The sequence below is a fragment of the Pseudacidovorax sp. RU35E genome, from assembly GCF_900156165.1.
GTDB lineage: Bacteria > Pseudomonadota > Gammaproteobacteria > Burkholderiales > Burkholderiaceae_C > Xenophilus.
Genome location: NZ_FTMY01000018.1, coordinates 70,778 through 89,181 on the forward strand (window position 1 = coordinate 70,778; position 18,404 = coordinate 89,181).

Here is an 18,404-nt window from a genome sequence, read left to right on the forward strand (position 1 = left end):
ACCCGCCAGGAGTTGCCCATGCCCATCCTGAACAGCACCGCCCTGCCCGCCCAGACCATCAGCCACGACGTACTGCGAGAGAAATACGCCAAGGGCGACGAACGGGAAGTCGGCGACGTCCGGCGGCGGGTGGCCCAGGCGCTGGCTGCCGTCGAGGCACCGGAGCGCCGCGCCCATTTCGAAAACGTCTTCTTCGATGCGCTGGAGGCCGGCTTCATCCCCGCTGGCCGCATCCTTTCGGCCGCGGGCACCCCGCTGGAAGCCACGCTCATCAACTGCTTCGTCCAGCCGGTGGGCGATTCCATCGCTGAGGACGACGACGGCCATCCCGGCATCTACACGGCCCTGACCGAAGCGGCCGAGACCATGCGGCGCGGCGGCGGCGTGGGCTACGACTTCTCGCGCATCCGGCCCAAGGGCGCCCGGGTGCGCAGCACCCAATCGAGCGCCTCGGGCCCGGTGAGCTACATGCGCGTGTTCGACCGCTCCTGCGAGACGGTGGAATCGGCCGGCGCGCGCCGGGGCGCCCAGATGGCCGTGCTGCGCTGCGACCATCCGGACGTGGAGGACTTCATCCACGCCAAGGACGCGGGCGACCTGCGCAACTTCAACATCTCGGTCGGCATCACCGACGCCTTCATGCAGGCCGTGCAGGCCGATGCCGACATCGAGCTGGTGCACCGCGCCGAGCCCGGCGACGCGCGGAAGGCCGAAGGCGCCCGTCCGCGCGGCGACGGCCTGTGGATGTACCGCCGCGTGCCGGCCCGGGCGCTGTGGGACCAGATCATGCGGGCCACCTACGACCATGCCGAACCTGGGGTGCTCTTCCTGGACCGCATCAATGCCGACAACAACCTCGGCTACTGCGAGACCATCGCCGCCACCAACCCCTGCGCCGAACAGCCGCTGCCGCCCTACGGCTGCTGCTGCCTGGGCTCCATCGACCTCACGCGCTTCGTGCGCCAGCCCTTCGAGCCCGAGGCGCGCTTCGACGAGGCCGCCTTCGACGCGCTGATCCCCACCTGTGTGCGCATGCTGGACAACGTGCTCGACGTGTCGCTCTGGCCCCTGCCCCGCCAGCGCGAGGAAGCGATGGCCAAGCGCCGCATCGGCCTGGGCTTCACCGGTCTGGGCGATGCGCTGGCCATGCTCGGCCTGCGCTACGACGAGGAGCCGGCGCGGCAGATGGCGGCGCGCATCGCCGAGCGGCTGCGTGACGGCGCCTATGGCGCCTCCGCCGAACTGGCGCGCGAGCGCGGCGCCTTCTCCCTGTTCAATGCCGACCTCTACCTGCAGCGGGGGCGCTTCGCCTCACGCCTGCCGCCCGCGCTGCGCGAGCGCATCCGCCGCCACGGCCTGCGCAACTCGCACCTGCTGTCGATCGCGCCGACCGGCACCATCAGCCTGGCCTTTGCCGACAACGCCAGCAACGGCATCGAGCCGCCCTTCAGCTGGACATACCAGCGCAAGAAGCGCATGGCGGATGGCACCTTCCAGGAGTTCGCCGTAGAGGACCATGCCTGGCGCCTGTTCCGCCACCTGCGCGGACAGGACGCGCCGCTGCCACCCGCCTTCGTCACGGCGCTGGAGATGAGCGCGCAATCGCACGCGGCCATGGTGGCCGCCGTCGCGCCCTTCATCGACACCTCGATCAGCAAGACGGTCAATGTGCCGGCCGACTACCCCTACGCGGCCTTCCAGGATCTTTACCTGCAGGCGTGGCAGTCTGGCCTGAAGGGCCTGGCCACCTACCGGCCCAATGCCGTGCTGGGCGCCGTGCTCAGCGTTCCGCAGCAGGCCGCCGCCCTGCCCGCGCCGGGCATCGCCGACCGGCGTCTGGCCCTGGAGCGCCTGCCACGCGAGCCCGTTCTGGCTTCGCTGCGCTGGCCCGGTCGGCCCGACTTTCCCGCCGGCAATGCGGCCTGGTGCACCATGGTCCGGCATCCGCACGGGCAGTTCGCGCTTTTCGTCGGTGAGGCACCGGCCGGCGGCGAGTGCGCCCGGCCGCTGCCCTTCGAGGTGTGGATCAATGGCGCCGAGCAGCCGCGCGGCCTGGGCGCCCTGGCCAAGACGCTGTCGATGGACCTGCGGGCGCGCGACGCCGAATGGGTGCGCCTCAAGCTCGACGCGCTGGCCACGGTGCAGGAGGAACGTCCCTTCGACATGCCCTTCCCACCCCATGGCGAGGTGCGCACCTTCCCGGGCGTGGTTGCCGCCACCGCCGCCGTGCTGCGCTGGCGCTGCGAGCAGTTGGGTCTGTGGAACCCGCCCGCGCCCGGCACGCCGGTGCTCGACGCCCTGTTCAGCCTGGACGAGCCGCACACCGGCCCCTCCGGCACGCTGGCATGGGCGGTGGACATCGAGAACCCGGCCACGGGCGAGGCCTTCACCCTCACACTCAAGGAGGTGCTGCTGCCCAGCCCGGGTGGCGCCACCCACACCCGGCCTTGCGCCCTGGGCTTCTCCGGCAACTACCCGCGCGCGCTCGACGGCCTGGCGCGCGTGCTGTCGCTGGACATGCGGGTGATCGACCCCGCCTGGATCGGCATGAAGCTGCGCAAGCTGCTGAGCTATGCCGAGCCGCTGGGCCACTTCATGGCCTTCGTGCCCAGCCTGGACCCGAAGGTGCGGCGGCAGCAGACCTGGCCCTCGACCGTCGCCTACCTGGCGCGGCTGGTGATCCATCGCTACGCCATGCTCGGTGTGCTGGACGAGGAAGGTTTTCCGCTCCAGGAGATGGGGATCCTGGCCGCGCCCGCAGCCGTGGCGCCCGGCGCGCAGCAAGCCATGGCCGGCGCCGCCTGCCCCGAATGCGGCAACGCCACCCTGATCCGCAAGGACGGCTGCAGCTTCTGCACCGCCTGCGGCTTCACCGGACTGTGCGGCTGAGGGCAGGCGGCGGCCGATCCGCCAACCCTTGCGCTGGCTCAAGGCAGCGCGGTCGCATCGTGGGCAGAGTCGGGCATCGACCACCTGACCCCACCCCGACCTTTCATGCTGCCGGCCCTGTCTTCCCTGACCTCCGACGCACCGCGCCCCGAAGCGCGGCGCTGGAAAGCCGCCACTGGGCGGCGGCCGGTCGTCCTGTCCGGCGTGCCCTTGTTGCGCGGCGCCTTCGCCCCCTGCGAGCCGGCGCCGGCCACGCTGGAGCGGCTGGCCAGCGCCTTGCGCCTGCATGTGCTGCCCAAGGGCGCCATCGCCGCCATGCCGGACAAGCATCCGCCCTCGTGGTGGCTCGTCGCCGAGGGGCGCATCGTGGTCGGCCGCATCGGTGCGGATGGCGGTCTGGTCGAGAACCGCGTCCTGGGCCCGGGCCAGTGGCTGGATCTGGCCTCCGCCTGGCTGGAATCGGACTGGATCGAGTCGGCCGTGTGCCCGGCCCGCGTCACGCTCGCAGCGCTGCCGCTGGAGCACCTGCTCGAAGCCGCCCGACAGGACCCCGCCCTGCAGCGCGCCGTGGGCCTGGTGATGGCCGAGCGCATCCGCCAGTTGACCGATGGCCGGCACGAACTGGCCACCAAGGACGTGCTGGGCCGCTTGGCTGCCTGGCTCCTGCGCGAGCCCTTCGAGCCGGCCGGCAAGGACCGCTCGGTCCGGCTGCCGGTGCAGAAGCGCTCCATCGCGCGCCAACTCGTGATGGCGCAGGCCACGCTGTCCCGCTGCTTCCGGCGGCTGGTGGAACTGGGCTGCATCGAGATGCATGGCTACGTCGTGCTGATCCGCGACGTACAAGCGTTGCAAGCCCTTGCCGGGGGGACGCCCGCACGCTGAGACGATTTCGCCCGAACGGCTGGCTCAGTGTCTGGGCAGTCCGACACTGCGGCGCCGGACGACTACTTGTTGTTGTGGCTCAGCGCGTTGCTGACCAGCCGCGACGTGATGTCCACGATCTGGATCATGCGGTCGTAGGGCATGCGGGTCGGTCCGATCACGCCCAGGGTGCCGACCACCTCGCCATTGACCTCGTAGTTGGCGCTGACCACCGACAGCTCTTCGTACGGCACCACCTGGCTTTCGCCGCCAATGAAGATGCGCACGCCGTCGGACTTGCTGGACATGTCCAGCAGCCGCATCAGCTCGGCCTTCTGCTCGAACAACTCGAAGGCGCGTCGCAGCTGGCCCATGTCGCTGGAGAAGTCGCTCACGGCCAGCAGGTTGCGCTCGCCGGCAATGATGACTTCTTCCTGCGCCTGCGAAAACGCCTGCGAACTTGCCTGCACCGCCGCCTGCATCAGCGAGGCGATCTCTGCGCGCAGGCCGTCCATCTCGCCCTTCAGGCGGTCGCGCACCTGCTCGATGGACAGCCCGCCGTAATGGGCGGTGAGGTAGTTCGACGTTTCGATCAGCTCCGACTGGGTGTAGTCCCGGTCGGTGAAGATGACCTGGTTCTGCACGTCGCCCTCGGGCGAGACGATGATGACCAGGAGCCGCCGCTCAGACAGCCGCAGGAATTCGATGTGCCGGAAGGCCGTGGTGCGCCGAGGGGCCATCACCACGCCGACGAACTGCGACATGTTCGACAGCAGCTGCGCTGCGCTGGCGATCACCTTCTGCGGCTGGTCGGGCGGCAGGCTGGGCGGCGTGGCCTGCAATTGCGCCCGCTGCGCCGTCAGCATGGTGTCGACGAAGAGGCGATAGCCGCGGGCCGTCGGAATGCGGCCGGCCGAAGTGTGGGGACTGACGATCAGCCCCAGGTCCTCGAGGTCGGCCATCACGTTGCGGATGGTGGCAGGGGAAAGCTCGAGACCGGCGGCGCGCGAGAGCGTGCGCGAGCCGACGGGTTGTCCGTCGGCGATGTAGCGTTCCACCAGGGTCTTGAGCAGCAGCTTGGCGCGGTCGTCCAGCATCGGCAAATGATACCCCGCGCCCCGCAATCCACAGGCGGCGAACGAGGGCTCGCCACGCGGTGGGATGCCTCCGGTGTCGTGATGTAATTTGCGCATGCACGCACCCTTCCGCCATGTGGCGCTCATCGGCAAGTACCAGGCGACGGCGGCGCGCGAGCGCGATGCCGTCATCGAAGGCATTGCAGCGTTCCTGGAGTCGCGCGGCTGCATCGTGGTGCTCGAGCGCAGCAGCGCCGAATGCGGCGAGGACGGCGTGCCACGCGCCGGCCGCTGGGCCCTGCTCACGGTGCAGGAGATCGGCGAGCAGTGCGACCTGGGCCTGGTCGTCGGCGGCGACGGCACCATGCTCGGCATCGGCCGCCAGCTCGCCCGCTACGGCGTGCCGCTGATCGGCATCAACCGCGGCCGCCTGGGCTTCGTCACCGACATCCCGCTGGAACATTACGAGGCCACACTGACCCCGATGCTGGCCGGCGAGTACGAGGAAGACCACCGCAGCCTGATCCAGGCGCGGGTCATGCGCGCCGGCGAGGTCGTGTTTACCGCCCAGGCGATGAACGACGTCGTGGTCAACCGCGGTGCCACCTCCGGCATGGTCGAGCTGCGCGTTTCGGTCGGCGGGCACCTGGTGGCCAACCAGCGCGCCGACGGCCTGATCATCGCCACGCCCACCGGCTCCACCGCCTATGCGCTGTCGGCGGGCGGGCCCATGCTGCATCCGTCCATCCCCGGCTGGGTGATGGTGCCGATCGCGCCGCACACGCTGTCGAACCGGCCGATCCTGCTGCCTGACGCCGAGGAGATCTCGGTCGAGGTAGTGGGCGGGCGCGACGCCAGCGCCAATTTCGATATGCAGTCCCTTGCCTCGCTCGCCCATGGCGACCAGGTGCTGGTGCGGCGCTCCGAGCACCGCGTGCGCTTCCTGCATCCGCGCGGCTGGAGCTATTTCGACACCCTGCGCAAGAAACTTCACTGGAACGAAGGAGGCTCCTGAGTGGCCCTGCGACGCATCGTCCTGCGCGATTTCGTGATCGTCCGCGCACTGGAACTGGACCTGACCGAGGGCTTCACCGTGCTCACCGGCGAGACCGGCGCGGGCAAGTCGATCCTGATCGACGCGCTGCAGCTGGCGCTGGGCAACCGGGCCGACGCCGGCGCCGTGCGCGAAGGCGCGGAGCGGCTGGACGTGAGCGCCGAATTCGACGCCGACCCGGCGCTCGGCGCCTGGCTGGAAGAAGGCGGCTTCGAGGCCGGCGACACCCTGCTGCTGCGCCGCACCGTCGACACCCAGGGCCGCAGCCGCGGCTGGATCAACGGCAGCCCGGCCACAGCCACCCAACTGCGCGAGCTGGGCGCTCACCTGCTGGACATCCACGGCCAGCACGCCTGGCAGAGCCTGACACGGCCCGATGCCGTGCGCGGCCTGCTGGACGCCTACGCCGGGGTCCGGACCACCCCCCTCGACGTCGCGTGGCAGAACTGGCGCCAGGCGGGCAGCGCGCTGGAAGCCGCCCGCAATGCGCAGGAAAGCCTGCTGCGCGAGCGCGAGCGCCTCCAGTGGCAGATCGGCGAGGTCGACAAGCTGGCGCCGGGCGCGGACGAGTGGGAAGAACTCTCCGGCCAGCACACCCGGTTGGCCAACGCCCAGTCGCTGATCGACGCCGCGCAGGCCGCCGCCGGCCTGCTGGAAGAGGACGAACAGGGCGCCCTGGCCTTGCTCTCGCGCGCCGCCGACCGGCTGCAGGACCTGGCCCACATCGAACCCGAATTCAAGGCGCTAGGCGACGAACTGTCGGGCAGCCTGGCCCAGGCCTCCGATGCGCTGCATGCGCTGCACGGCTACCTGCGCCGCACCGAGACCGACGCCGACCAGTTGCAGGCGTTGGACGAACGCCTGGGCCTGTGGATGTCGCTGGCACGCCGCTACCGCCGCCCGCCCGAGGAGCTGCCCGCCCTGCTCGCCAGCTGGCGGCAGGAACTGCAGACGCTGGAAGCGCAGGCCGACCTGGCCGCGCTGGAGCAGGCCGAGCAACAGGCGCGCCTGGCCTTCGACAAGGAGGCCCGCGCCATCGGCCAGGCGCGCAAGAAGGCGGCCCCCAAGCTCGCCGCGGCCATCACCGAAGCGATGCAGGGCCTTGGCATGCAGGGCGGCCGCTTCGTCGTCGAGCTGCAGCCGTTGCCGCAACCGGCGCGCCATGGGCTGGAAGACATCGCCTTCCTCGTGGCCGGCCATGGCGGCGGCACGCCGCGGCCCGTGGGCAAGGTGGCCTCGGGCGGGGAGCTGTCGCGCATCGCGCTGGCCATTGCCGTGACCACCAGCCAATTGGGCACGGCGCAGGCGCTGATCTTCGACGAGGTGGACACCGGCATCGGCGGTGCGGTGGCAGACACCGTGGGTCGCCTGATGCGCCAGCTCGGCCACGACCGCCAGGTGCTGGCCGTGACCCACCTGCCGCAGGTGGCGGCCTGCGCCGACCACCATCTGCGCGTGGCCAAGCGCACGCTGAACGCGGCGACCACACCAGGTGGCAAGCCGCAGCCGATTACCGAAAGCACGGTCGCTCCGCTCGACGGCGAGGGCCGCATGCACGAGATCGCGCGCATGCTGGGCGGCGAGCGCGTCTCGGCCGCCTCCCTGGCTCACGCCCGCGAAATGCTGAGCCCGCAGGAAAGCTGACGACGATGAACCCCTCCATGGATCTGGTGCTGATCACCGGCATGTCCGGTTCCGGCAAGTCGGTGGCGCTCGCCGCACTCGAGGACGCCGGTTACTACTGCGTCGACAACCTGCCGCCCGAGCTGCTGGATGACTTCATCCGCCTGCAGAAGGAAAACCAGGCGCCGCTGGTGGCCGTGGCCATCGATGCGCGCAGCGGCACCTCGCTGTCGAAAGCCCCTATCCGCCTGGCGGCGCTGCGGCAGGAAGGGATGGCCGTGCGCTCGTTGTTCCTCGACGCAACCACCGAGGCCTTGGTGCGCCGTTATTCCGAGACGCGGCGGCGGCACCCCCTGTCGCGACAGCACGGCGGCGTCGACGCGCCCGAACAGGAGCGCGCGCTGATCCAGGCGATCGAACTGGAGCGCGAACTGCTGGCGGAACTGCGCGAAGGTGCCGACCTGATCGACACCAGCCTGATCCGCCCGGCCCAGCTGCGCACCTACATCAAGGCGCTGATCGAGGCGCCGCAGCGCACGCTGACCCTGGTGTTCCAGTCCTTCGCCTTCAAGCGCGGCGTGCCGCTGGATGCCGACTACGTCTTCGATGTCCGCATGCTGCCCAACCCGCATTACGTGGCGGCGCTGCGCCCGCTGACCGGCCGCGACCAGCCGGTGATCGACTGGCTGCGACAGCACGATGCCGTGGCACGCATGTTTGGCGATATCGAGCAGTTCCTGCAGCACTGGATGGACGCCCTGGCGGAGGACCACCGCAGCTATGTCACCGTAGCCATCGGCTGCACGGGCGGCCAGCACCGCTCCGTATTCCTGGTCGAGCAGCTCGCCCGCACATTCGGCGAACGCTGGGTGACGCTGCGGCGGCACCGCGAGCTGGACGCCGAATGACCGCTGGTCGCCCTGGCTCCAGCGCCCCGGGCGAGGCGTCCTGACCGGGGTCCCACCCAGCGGAATCAGCCGATCCGGGTGGCGCGCTCTTCCAGCAACCGACGCACCGGCGCAGGCAGGCCCAGCGCCGGCCAGTCCTCGGCCGCCACCCACCGCCCTTCAAGACCAGCCATCTCGCTGCGCGCCGCGTCGACCTCGACCGGATGCAGGTGCAGGTCCTTGTGCGTGAGCACATGCAGAAAAGCCGGCAGATGCCGCAACGCCGGCCGCAACGCCGTCGGCAGGGCGTCCTCCAGCGCTTCGGCGCTATCGAAGACTGGCAACGCATGCAGGCCGGCCCAGATGCCGGTGGCCGGCCGCTTCTGCAGCCACACCGCGTCCCCATTACCCGAGCGCGCCAGCAGCAGCCACAACGACTGCGAGCTGCGCTTGAGCTTGCGCGTCTTGACCGGAAGTCGCGCCGGATCGCCCTGCCGACGGCCTTCGCACAGCGCCTCGACGGGGCAGATCAGGCATTGCGGCTGGCGCGGCAGGCAGACGGTGGCGCCCAGGTCCATCAGTCCTTGCGTGTAGCGCGAGATGGCCTCGGTGTCGCCTTCGGGCGGCAGCAGTTCGTCGGCCGCCTTCCACAGCAGTTTCTCGTTGGCGCCGCTGGCCAGGTCGGCGTCGAAGGCCAGCAGGCGCGAGAGCACCCGCTTGACGTTGCCGTCCATGATCGACACCCGCTCGCCGAAGCAGAAGGCGGCGATGGCGGCTGCGGTGGAGCGGCCGATACCCGGCAGCGTCTGCAGCAGTTCGGCGCTGTGCGGGAACTTGCCGCCGAAGCGCGCCACCACCTCCTGGGCGCAACGGTGCAGGTTGCGCGCGCGGCTGTAGTAGCCCAGGCCGCTCCACAGGCCCATGACCTCGTCCTCGGGCGCCCCGGCGAGCTCCGCCACCGTGGGGCAGCGCGCCAGGAAGCGCTCGTAGTAGCCCAGCACGGTCGACACCTGGGTCTGCTGCAGCATGATTTCGGACAGCCAGACGCGATAGGGGTCACGGGTGTTCTGCCAGGGCAGGCTGCTGCGACCATGGACCTCCTGCCAGATGACCAGACGCGCCCAGAATGCATCGGCGCATTGCCGTGCCTGCCGCACGACCGGTGCGGCGTCCGTGACGATGTCCCTCACGCGGCTCTCAACTGGGCGGCGCCCGACGCTGGCACTGCCTCGGGCTCTGGCTTGCGCCCGGCCAGCACCTCGGACAGGTCACGCAGCCGCTGTTCCAGCGCCTTGAGGTGTGCACCCTGGCCGGCGAGTTCGGCCAGCCGCCCGTCCAGGCTTCCGGCGGCTTCGCGCACGCGGGTCATCGACTCCACGCGCTTGGCATAGGCCGCGCGGCGCTCGCTCATCTGGCGGTCCATCTGCGAGAAGGCACTGCGGCGCCATTCGTCAATCTCGGCCAGCGCCGCGTCCCGCGCCGTACGCACGCGGCTGGCCAACGCCTGTGCCAGCCGCTCGCAGAACTCGGATTGCACGAGGCGCAGGACGTTGCCCATGCCCAGGTAATGCAGATGGCTCTGCTCGATGCTGCTCATCTCGGCAATGTACTGCGCCAGGTCCGGCTCGGCCGGTGCCTGAAGTGCGAAGCCATGCTCGGCATTGAGCTGCCGGAAGGCCGCATGGAGCATCGTCTGCAATTCGGCCATGGTGGCCTGCACGTCGGCCAGATTGGTCCGAAGGGCGTCGAAGGTCCGCGCATAGACCTGGGTCAACTGGAGCTTGATGCCCGGGCGGCGCAGTGCCTGCGCAAATTGCGCCAGGTCGGACTTGAGCGCCGTCGGGCCAAGCACCGCCTGCGTCTCGCGCAGGCGCTTGACCAGCACGGCGCGCAGTGCGGAGACACGTTCCGCCCCAGCCTCGAACTCTGCCTGCTCCTGCTCGACACGCCGTTGCATATGCCGCAGGGTCGCCGTGTTCTTGCCGCGCAGGCCTTCGAGCTCCAGGGCCTGCTCGGTCAATTCGCGTTGGCGCAGGCGCAGGATGCGTTCGGCCTCGGCGCGCAGCGCCTCCAGGCTGCCTTCGACTGCGCGGCGCAGGATCGCTTCGCGCTCGGCGAGCAGGCCCTGCCCCAGCAGGGCCTCAAGGGCGGGCAGCCGGCTGGCCTGCAGCAGCGCGGCGTCGTCGGCAATGCGGGCCTGCAGGCCTTTCTGCGCAGAGACGGCAAGCACGCGCCGCCGCGGCACCCCCAGCAGGTCGGCAGACAGGGCGCACTGCCGCTCGATCTGGGCCTCGATCTGACCGGGCACGCTGAGCGAATCCCACAGTGTGTCGATCTTGTTGAGTGCCACGATGCGCGAGGCCATGCCCGGCGCCGCGTCGCCCAGATGCTCGCGCCAGATGGCGAGATCGGAGCGCGTGACTCCGGTGTCGGCGCCCAGGATGAACAACACGGCATGGGCCTGCGGCAGCAGGCTCATCGTCAACTCGGGCTCGGCGCCGATGGCGTTGAGGCCCGGCGTATCCAGGATGACCAGGCCCTGCTCGAGCAGCGGATGCGGCAGGTTGAGCACGGCATGGCGCCAGCGCGGCACTTCGACCTGCCGCTGCGCATCGACGGGCGGCGCCTCATCCCCCTCGTCCTCGCGCCAGAAGCCGAGCGCCTGTGCCCGCTCCAGCGGGACGCGCTCGACCTCGGCCACCTTCTGCATGGTGGCCGCCAGTTGCTCACCGTCCTCAGGGGCCAGTGCGATTTCGGTCCAGCCCTCTGCCGAGTCGCGCCATTGCTGCAGCGACTGCGGGGCCAGCCGCGTGTCGATGGGCAGCAGCCGCAGGCCGACCGGCCGCTGCGCGTCGTAGCGCAACTCGACGGGACACATGGTGGTGCGTCCGGCGCTGGCCGGCATGACGCGCCGGCCGTAGCCGGCGAAGAACAAGGCGTTGATCAGCTCGGACTTGCCGCGCGAGAACTCGGCCACAAAGGCCACCATCACCTGGCTGCCGCGCATCAGCGCTTCGACGTGCCTGAGACGTTCGCCCACGGCATCGTCGAGGAGATCGTTGTCGCTCAGCCAGGAAGCCAGCCAGCGCAGCCGATGGGCCAGGCTGCGTCGCCAGGCGCCGTGCTGTTCGAACTGCTGGGAGAAGGAAACGCTCACGAAAGCCTGCGGGATGATTTACAAAATATAACAGTTGGAGAGGTTTGCTGCCGGCCACGATGCAGGCCGGAGTTCGGCCTTGATCGACAGCAGCATCCCATCAGGGCTTCTGGCAATTCGCGCAGAAATAGGTCGAGCGCTGACCCTGCCGCAGGAGGCGGATCGGGGCGCCACACTGGCGACACGGCTCGCCCGCTCGGCCATAGACCATGGCCTGCAACTGGAAGTGCCCCGCCTGGCCGTCGATGTGGGAGAAGTCGCGCAACGTGCTGCCGCCGGCCTCGACCGCGCGGGCCAGGACCTCGCGCACCGCGGCATGCAGGCGCACCGCACGCGGCCGCGAGATCCGCGCCGCCGGCACGGTGGGCCGGATGCCGGCAAGGAACAGCGCCTCGGACGCATAGATGTTGCCGACGCCCACCACGACGTCGCCAGCCAGCAGCACTTGCTTGATCGGCGCGCGACGCCTTCGCAGGCCTTCATGGAAGCGCTCGACGTCGAAGGCATCATCCAGCGGCTCCATGCCAAGCCCGCCAAGCAGCTTGCGCGCCAGGGGCGCCTCCTCGCTCTCCACGTGGATCACTGCACCGAAGCGGCGGGGATCGTTCAGGCGCAGCGTGCCGCGCGTGGTGGTCATGTCGAAATGGTCGTGCGGTCCAGGCTCGGGCAGCGCCGGCGCGAATCGCAGGCTCCCGGACATGCCCAGGTGAACCAGCAGCAGGCCGGCGTCGAGATCGATCAGCAGGTACTTGCCGCGCCGCCGCACGCTGACCACGGTGCGGCCGACGAGCGAATCCGGATCCACCTCCAGCGCCCATCGCAAGGGCTTGCCCACACGCAGGGCGGTGACGACGCCGCCGGCGATGCGGTCGGCAAAACCGCGGCGTGTGACTTCGACTTCAGGGAGTTCAGGCATCGGAAACTACGCCACACATGCGGCGCGCGGGGCCATCGCCCTCGCCCCAGATGCGGACAAAGTCATGGATTATTATGGTTCGATGAGTCCCTTGCCCCGCCGGCGCCATCTGGCGACAGCCGTTCTGACCCTCGCTTCGCTCAGCGCCGCCGCGCAGTCGGTACCCCCCGGTCCGCCGCCCGCGCCTGCTGCTGCCGCGGCATCGGAGCCGGCACAGCCTTCGGCGATGACCGCGGAGCTCTTCTACGAGGTGCTGCTTGGCGAGCTCAACGCCCGCGGTGGCGATCCGGTCGAGGGCTTCCAGTTGCTGCTGGACTCGGCACGCCGAACGCGCGAGCCCGCACTGTTTCAACGTGCGGTGGACATCGCGGTCCGCGCCCGCTCGCCGGAAGCGGCCCTGGTGGCCGTGCGCGCCTGGAAGCAGGCCATCCCCGATGCCCGGGAACCACGCCGGCTCGAATTGCAGATCCTCATCCTGCTGGGTCGCCTAGCCGAAACCGTCGACCCCCTGCGGGCAGACATCGCAGCGACGCCGGTCCCGGAGCGGCCCGGCGCGTTGGCCAGTGCCGTACGTGCCTATAGCCGCGCCTCGAATAAGCAGGCCGCTGCGCAGGCCTTCGAGCAGGGCATGTCCGACGAATTGAAGGCCGGCTCGCCTTCGGCCGGCCTGGCGTGGGCTGCGGTCGGCCGCCTTCGGCTCAATGCCGGCGATGCTGCAGGAGCGCTCGCCGCCGCTCAGCAAGGCAGTGCGGCCGACGCCAATGCCGATGCGCCCGCCGTGTTGGCCCTCGAACTGATGGACCCCGCACGCCCGGAGGCCGAAGCGATCGTCCGCCGCTATCTCGCGCAATCGGACGCATTGCCTGAGGCACGGGTCGCCTACGCGCGGGCGTTGGCACTGGGTCAGCGTTACGACGAGGCGACCACGCAGATCGAGGCGCTCACGCGCACCCGCCCGGATCTGCCCGATCCCTGGCTGCTGCTTGGGTCGCTGAAGGCGCAGGCCCATCAGGACGCGGCCGCTCAGACAGCACTCCAGCGCTACCTTGAGCTCGCCACGCGTCAGAGCGACGCTGACGAGCGGGCGCGCGGCATCGCGCAGGCTTATCTACAGCTCGCCCAACTCGCCGAACGCCGCAAGGACTTCGCCGCGGCCGAGCAGTACCTGTCACGTGTCGAGGGCGATGAAGACATGGCGGCCGCCCAACTGCGCCGTGCGCTGCTGCTGGCCAGACAGGGCAAGGTGGCGGAGGCGCGCCAGATCGTGCGCAGCATGCCCGCTCGCACCGACGCCGACCGGCGCCAACAGTTGCAGGCCGAAGTGCAGGTGCTGCGCGAGGCGAAGATGAATCAGGCCGTCTACGACCTGCTCGCCGGCGCAAGTGCCCAGACGCCCGACGACACCGAGTTGCTCTACGACCTCGCGATGGCGGCCGAGAAGCTCAACCGCCTTGATGAAACCGAGCGCCTGCTGCGCCGCGTGATCGCGCTCAAACCGGACAGCGCCAATGCATACAACGCGCTGGGCTACTCGCTTGCCGAACGGAATGTGCGGCTCCCCGAGGCCCGCCAGTTGATCGGCAAGGCGGTGGAGCTCGCGCCCAATGACCCCTTCATCGCCGACAGCCTGGGCTGGGTGGAGTTCCGGATGGGCAACCTCGCCGAGGCGCAACGCATTCTGGAGAGCGCCTACAAGACACGACCCGATCCGGAGATCGGCGCCCATCTGGGCGAGGTGCTGTGGGCCCAGGGCCAGCGCGACCGGGCCATGAGCATCTGGCGCGAGGCCTCAATGGCGGACGCGGAGAACGAAACCCTGCAGGCCACGCTGCGGCGCCTGCGCGTCAAGCTGTGAAGCGCCGCGCCCTGGTTGCCGGCACGGCGGTTGCCGGCCTCGCCCTGACTGGCTGTGCAGCCCCACGGGCACGCCGTGCGGACACTGGGAGCAGCCACTGGAGCGGACGTCTGTCGCTGTCGGTCGACGGCAACCCGCCGCAGTCGTTTGCCGCCGTGTTCGAACTCGACGGCAATCCGGAGCAAGGTGAGTTGTTGCTGACCACGCCTCTGGGCAACACGCTGGGAGCCCTGCAATGGAGTCCTGGCACGGCCGTGCTGCGTGAAGGCACACAACAGCGTCGCTTTGCCTCCCTGGCGGCCCTGACCGAAGCTGTTACGGGTGCGGCGCTGCCCGTCGACGCATTGTTCGACTGGTTGCAGGGCCGTCCAGCCGATGTGCCCGGCTGGCGAGCGGAACTCTCGCAAGTTGCGCAGGGGCGCCTGCAGGCGACGCGCGATGCGCCTCTGCCCATGGCCCAGCTGCGCGTCGTCTTCGAGCGGCCGTCGCCGTGAAGGCGCTCTACGACCTCCCTGCGCCCGCGAAGCTGAATCTTTTCCTCCATATCACGGGTCGACGCGCAGACGGCTACCACCTGCTGCAGTCGGTGTTCATGCTCATCGACTGGTGCGACACGCTGCATGTGGAGCAGCGCGAGGACGGTGGCTTGTCGCGTGAAGATCTGGGAACGCCGCTGCCCGCCGACGACCTCGTGCTGCGCGCAGCCCGCGCTTTGCAGCACGCCACCGCCACGCCGCGCGGCGCGCACATCGGCGTACTGAAGCAGGTGCCGGCCCAGGCCGGCATGGGCGGCGGCTCCTCCGACGCGGCCACCTGCCTCCTGGCGCTGAACCGGCTGTGGCAGTTGAACCTGTCATTGGCGGAACTCGAACGCATCGGGCTGGCGCTGGGCGCCGACGTGCCCTTCTTTCTGCGTGGGAGCAATGCCTGGGTCGAAGGCATCGGCGAGCACATCACACCGCTGACACTGCCCAAGGCCCGCTTCGCGGTGCTCAAACCAGAAGCAGGCCTGGACACACGCCTTATTTTTTCTGCGGATGATCTTCACAGGTCCACAAAACCTGCTATAGTTTCTGTCTTCGCTGCTCAGGACGGCAAACGAATCTTCAGATTCGGACACAACGACCTGCAGCCGGTTGCCCAGCGGCTTTGTCCGCAGGTGAATCAAGCCCTGCAGCGGCTTGGTGCACATGGCCTCAGCGCCAGGATGACCGGCTCCGGAAGTGCCGTCTTCGCGCAGCTGCCGAACGATGTGCCGCAAGGCTCGGTCGACGACCTCTTCAAGGATCTTCCTGAGGGTTGGCAACACCGGATCTGCAGCAATCTCGCACACCATCCCCTTCAGGGTTGGGCCGCGTAGGCAAGACCGATCGCTTGCGGTTGGTTGCGACATTCATCGGTGGATGGTCACTGGATCATCCTCCTGTGTAGGGGAGTCGCCAAGTTGGTTAAGGCACCGGATTTTGATTCCGGCATTCGAGGGTTCGAGTCCTTCCTCCCCTGCCAAATGCTCTAAGCATCAGGCCCCACCTTTTCTCTCTGACCGCCGGGAAGCACACATGCAGGCCCCACATCCTGACTTCATGGTTTTCACCGGCAATGCCAACCCGGGGCTGGCAGCAGAGATCGTTCAGCATCTTGGCACCTCCCTCGGTGCGGCGCGTGTCGGCCGCTTCTCCGACGGCGAGGTCACCGTCGAGATCAACCAGAACGTCCGGGCTCGCGAAGTCTTCGTGGTGCAGTCCACCTGCGCCCCGACCAACGAGAACCTGATGGAACTGCTGATCATGGTCGACGCGCTCAAGCGCGCCTCGGCCGAGCGGATCAGCGCCGTCATCCCCTACTTCGGCTATGCCCGGCAGGACCGCCGCCCGCGCTCCTCGCGCGTCCCGATCTCGGCCAAGATCGTGGCCAACCTGCTGCAGACCGTCGGCGTCTCGCGCGTGCTGACCATGGACCTGCATGCCGACCAGATCCAGGGCTTCTTCGACATTCCCGTCGACAACATCTACGCCTCGCCTGTTCTGCTGGGCGACCTGCGCACCAAGAACTACGAAGACCTGATGGTGGTGAGCCCCGACGTCGGCGGCGTGGTGCGTGCCCGTGCCATCGCCAAGCAACTGGGTTGCGATCTGGCCATCATCGACAAGCGCCGCCCCAAGGCCAACGTCAGCGAAGTGATGCACGTCATCGGCGAGATCGAAGGCCGCAACTGCGTGATCATGGACGACATGATCGACACGGCCGGCACGCTGGTGAAGGCAGCCGAGGTGCTCAAGGAGCGCGGCGCCAAGAAGGTGTACGCGTACTGCACGCATCCCGTGTTCTCCGGCCCGGCCATCGAGCGCATCGCCCAGGGCAGCGCCCTCGACGAGGTCTGCGTCACCAACACCATCCCGCTGTCTGACGGCGCGCTGGCCTGCGGCAAGATCCGCCAGTTGTCCGTGGCACCGCTCTTCGCGGAAACCATCCACCGCATCGCCAACGGCGAGTCGGTCATGAGCCTGTTCTCGGATTCGGACAGCGCCGCCTGAGGCGTCGTCCAGTCCCGGAACTTTCAGTGGGCGCCCCTCGCGGCGCCTTTTTGTCGAACGGCACCGCACTGGTCGCGGTGGGTGCCACAGAGGCGGGTCTTCGACCCGGACCTCACAGGAGTCACTTATGAAATTCGTCGCTTTCGAGCGCGCCAAGCAGGGCACGGGTGCGAGCCGCCGTCTCCGCAATTCGGGCAAGACCCCCGGCATCGTCTACGGTGGCGAAGGCCAGCCGCAACTGGTCGAGCTCGACCACAACGCGCTGTGGCACGCCCTGAAGAAGGAAGCCTTCCACTCCTCCATCCTCGAGATGGACCTGGGCGGCAACGTGACCAAGGTGCTGCTGCGCGACGTGCAGTACCACCCGTACAAGCAACTGGTCCAGCACGTGGACTTCCAGCGTGTCGATGCCCGCACCCGCCTGACCGTGAAGGTGCCGCTGCACTTCAAGGGTGAGGAAGAGTCCGAAGCCGTCAAGCTGCACCAGAACCTGGTGAACCACGTGATGACGGAAATCGAAATCAGTGTGCTGCCGGCCGACCTGCCCGAGTTCATCGAGGTCGACCTGTCGGGCCTGTCCAACGCCGCCACCGTCCACCTGAACGACATCAAGCTGCCCGGCCGCGCGAAGGCCATCACCCATGGCAGGCCGAACCCGGTGATCGTGTCGGCTGTGCCGCCCGCACCGGAAGAGGAAGAGGCGCCTGCCGCCGCCGCCGCTCCGGCTGCCGAGCCCGCCAAGGGCAAGGGCAAGAAGAAGTAATCGCTTCTTCGCCCAAGGCCACGCCCTGGCGCGCCGGCCTTTCGCCTCGCAGAAGGCCCGCCCCATGGCGGGCCTTTTTCATTGTTCGTTCGCCCAGTCTTGCACGCCCTGGCCCGGAAAGGCGCCTGGATAATTCAGCCCATGATCAAGCTCTTCGTTGGCCTCGGCAACCCGGGGCCCGAGTATGAGGACACGCGCCACAACGCAGGCTTCTGGTGGATCGACGCCCTCGCCCGCGACTGGAAGCTCCACCTCGCGCCGGAGCGCAGCTACCACGGCCTAGTGGCCCGCGCAACCATCGCGGGCCAGACGGTCTGGCTCCTGGAGCCGCAGACCTTCATGAACCTGTCCGGCAAGTCGGTGGCGGCACTTGCCCGCTTCTTCAAGATAGCGCCCGAAGAGATCCTGGTCGTGCACGACGAACTGGACGTTGTGCCCGGCCAGGCCAAGCTCAAGTTCGGCGGCAGCCATGCCGGCCACAACGGCCTGCGCGACATCCATGCCCAGTTGGGCACCGGCGACTACTGGCGGCTCCGCATCGGCATCGGCCATCCGGGCGTGAAGTCCGAGGTGGTGAACTGGGTGCTCAAGAAGCCGCTGCGCGAGCAGCGCGAAGCCATCGACGACACCATCGTCCGCAGCCTGCGGGCGCTTCCCCCACTCCTGGCCGGCGACATGACCGCCGCGATGCAGCAGATCCACACCCACAAGCCACCTCGGCCCAAACCGCCGCGTCAGGAGAGCGTGCCTGGAGAAAAACCGCCAGGCTGACCCACCATTCGTTCGATC

Annotated in this window: 15 protein-coding genes and 1 tRNA gene; 12 read left to right on the forward strand and 4 right to left on the reverse strand. The window is 69.0% G+C overall.

Annotated elements, in window-relative coordinates; translation table 11 throughout:
• Positions 1–18 precede the first annotated feature (18 nt).
• Positions 19–2,889: an adenosylcobalamin-dependent ribonucleoside-diphosphate reductase gene (locus BXA03_RS24785; protein WP_076511846.1), complete on the forward strand. Its 2,871-nt coding sequence runs from the start codon at positions 19–21 to the stop codon at positions 2,887–2,889.
• A 105-nt stretch (positions 2,890–2,994) separates the two neighbouring features.
• A complete protein-coding gene (locus BXA03_RS24790) occupies positions 2,995–3,771 on the forward strand; it encodes a Crp/Fnr family transcriptional regulator (RefSeq protein ID WP_076511847.1) in 777 nt (258 codons plus the stop codon).
• Positions 3,772–3,833: 62 nt separating this feature from the next.
• Here BXA03_RS24790 and hrcA read toward each other — a convergent pair whose 3' ends face one another.
• Entirely contained in the window at positions 3,834–4,847 is a 1,014-nt protein-coding gene (gene hrcA, locus BXA03_RS24795; protein ID WP_076511848.1) for a heat-inducible transcriptional repressor HrcA, read from the reverse strand.
• A 94-nt stretch (positions 4,848–4,941) separates the two neighbouring features.
• Here hrcA and BXA03_RS24800 point away from each other — a divergent pair, with 94 nt between their 5' ends.
• The 3 genes from BXA03_RS24800 to rapZ are packed head-to-tail and all read left to right on the forward strand — an operon-like array spanning position 4,942 to position 8,411.
• Positions 4,942–5,841 (forward strand): NAD kinase, encoded by a 900-nt coding sequence (locus tag BXA03_RS24800; protein ID WP_076511849.1) that lies wholly within the window; start codon positions 4,942–4,944, stop codon positions 5,839–5,841.
• Positions 5,842–7,524: a DNA repair protein RecN gene (gene recN, locus BXA03_RS24805; RefSeq protein WP_076511850.1), complete on the forward strand. Its 1,683-nt coding sequence runs from the start codon at positions 5,842–5,844 to the stop codon at positions 7,522–7,524.
• A gap of 5 nt (positions 7,525–7,529) precedes the next feature.
• Positions 7,530–8,411 (forward strand): RNase adapter RapZ, encoded by an 882-nt coding sequence (gene rapZ / locus BXA03_RS24810; RefSeq protein ID WP_076511851.1) that lies wholly within the window; start codon positions 7,530–7,532, stop codon positions 8,409–8,411.
• Between the two features lie 65 nt (positions 8,412–8,476).
• On the opposite strand, the gene mutY is transcribed toward rapZ, so the two are convergent.
• The 3 genes from mutY to mutM all read right to left on the reverse strand — a co-directional run bounded on the left by mutY (position 8,477) and on the right by mutM (position 12,463).
• Positions 8,477–9,571, reverse strand: a complete 1,095-nt coding sequence (mutY, locus tag BXA03_RS24815; RefSeq protein ID WP_369822472.1) for an A/G-specific adenine glycosylase — start codon at positions 9,569–9,571, stop codon at positions 8,477–8,479.
• 5 nt (positions 9,572–9,576) lie between these two features.
• The gene (locus tag BXA03_RS24820) at positions 9,577–11,547 is read right to left on the reverse strand and encodes a dynamin family protein (protein WP_076511852.1); all 1,971 of its coding nucleotides are present in this window, start codon (positions 11,545–11,547) and stop codon (positions 9,577–9,579) included.
• A gap of 100 nt (positions 11,548–11,647) precedes the next feature.
• Positions 11,648–12,463 (reverse strand): bifunctional DNA-formamidopyrimidine glycosylase/DNA-(apurinic or apyrimidinic site) lyase, encoded by an 816-nt coding sequence (gene mutM, locus BXA03_RS24825; protein ID WP_076511853.1) that lies wholly within the window; start codon positions 12,461–12,463, stop codon positions 11,648–11,650.
• 226 nt (positions 12,464–12,689) lie between these two features.
• On the opposite strand from mutM, the gene BXA03_RS24830 reads away from it, so the two are divergent.
• From BXA03_RS24830 to pth, 7 genes are all read left to right on the forward strand, one after another.
• Entirely contained in the window at positions 12,690–14,318 is a 1,629-nt protein-coding gene (locus BXA03_RS24830; RefSeq protein ID WP_234983828.1) for a tetratricopeptide repeat protein, read from the forward strand.
• Positions 14,315–14,812, forward strand: a complete 498-nt coding sequence (locus tag BXA03_RS24835) for an outer membrane lipoprotein LolB (protein WP_076511855.1) — start codon at positions 14,315–14,317, stop codon at positions 14,810–14,812. The genes BXA03_RS24830 and BXA03_RS24835 overlap by 4 nt, the downstream gene beginning before the upstream one ends.
• Positions 14,809–15,678 (forward strand): 4-(cytidine 5'-diphospho)-2-C-methyl-D-erythritol kinase, encoded by an 870-nt coding sequence (gene ispE, locus BXA03_RS24840; protein WP_076511856.1) that lies wholly within the window; start codon positions 14,809–14,811, stop codon positions 15,676–15,678. Before BXA03_RS24835 ends, ispE begins: the two co-directional genes overlap by 4 nt.
• Positions 15,679–15,747: 69 nt before the next feature.
• Positions 15,748–15,824 (forward strand) — tRNA-Gln (locus BXA03_RS24845).
• Positions 15,825–15,877: 53 nt separating this feature from the next.
• The gene (locus BXA03_RS24850) at positions 15,878–16,852 is read left to right on the forward strand and encodes a ribose-phosphate pyrophosphokinase (protein ID WP_076511857.1); all 975 of its coding nucleotides are present in this window, start codon (positions 15,878–15,880) and stop codon (positions 16,850–16,852) included.
• Between the two features lie 127 nt (positions 16,853–16,979).
• The gene (locus tag BXA03_RS24855; protein ID WP_076511858.1) at positions 16,980–17,615 is read left to right on the forward strand and encodes a 50S ribosomal protein L25/general stress protein Ctc; all 636 of its coding nucleotides are present in this window, start codon (positions 16,980–16,982) and stop codon (positions 17,613–17,615) included.
• 141 nt (positions 17,616–17,756) lie between these two features.
• Complete coding sequence (gene pth, locus BXA03_RS24860) at positions 17,757–18,386, forward strand: aminoacyl-tRNA hydrolase (RefSeq protein ID WP_076511859.1); 630 nt, start codon at positions 17,757–17,759, stop codon at positions 18,384–18,386.
• Positions 18,387–18,404 lie beyond the last annotated feature (18 nt).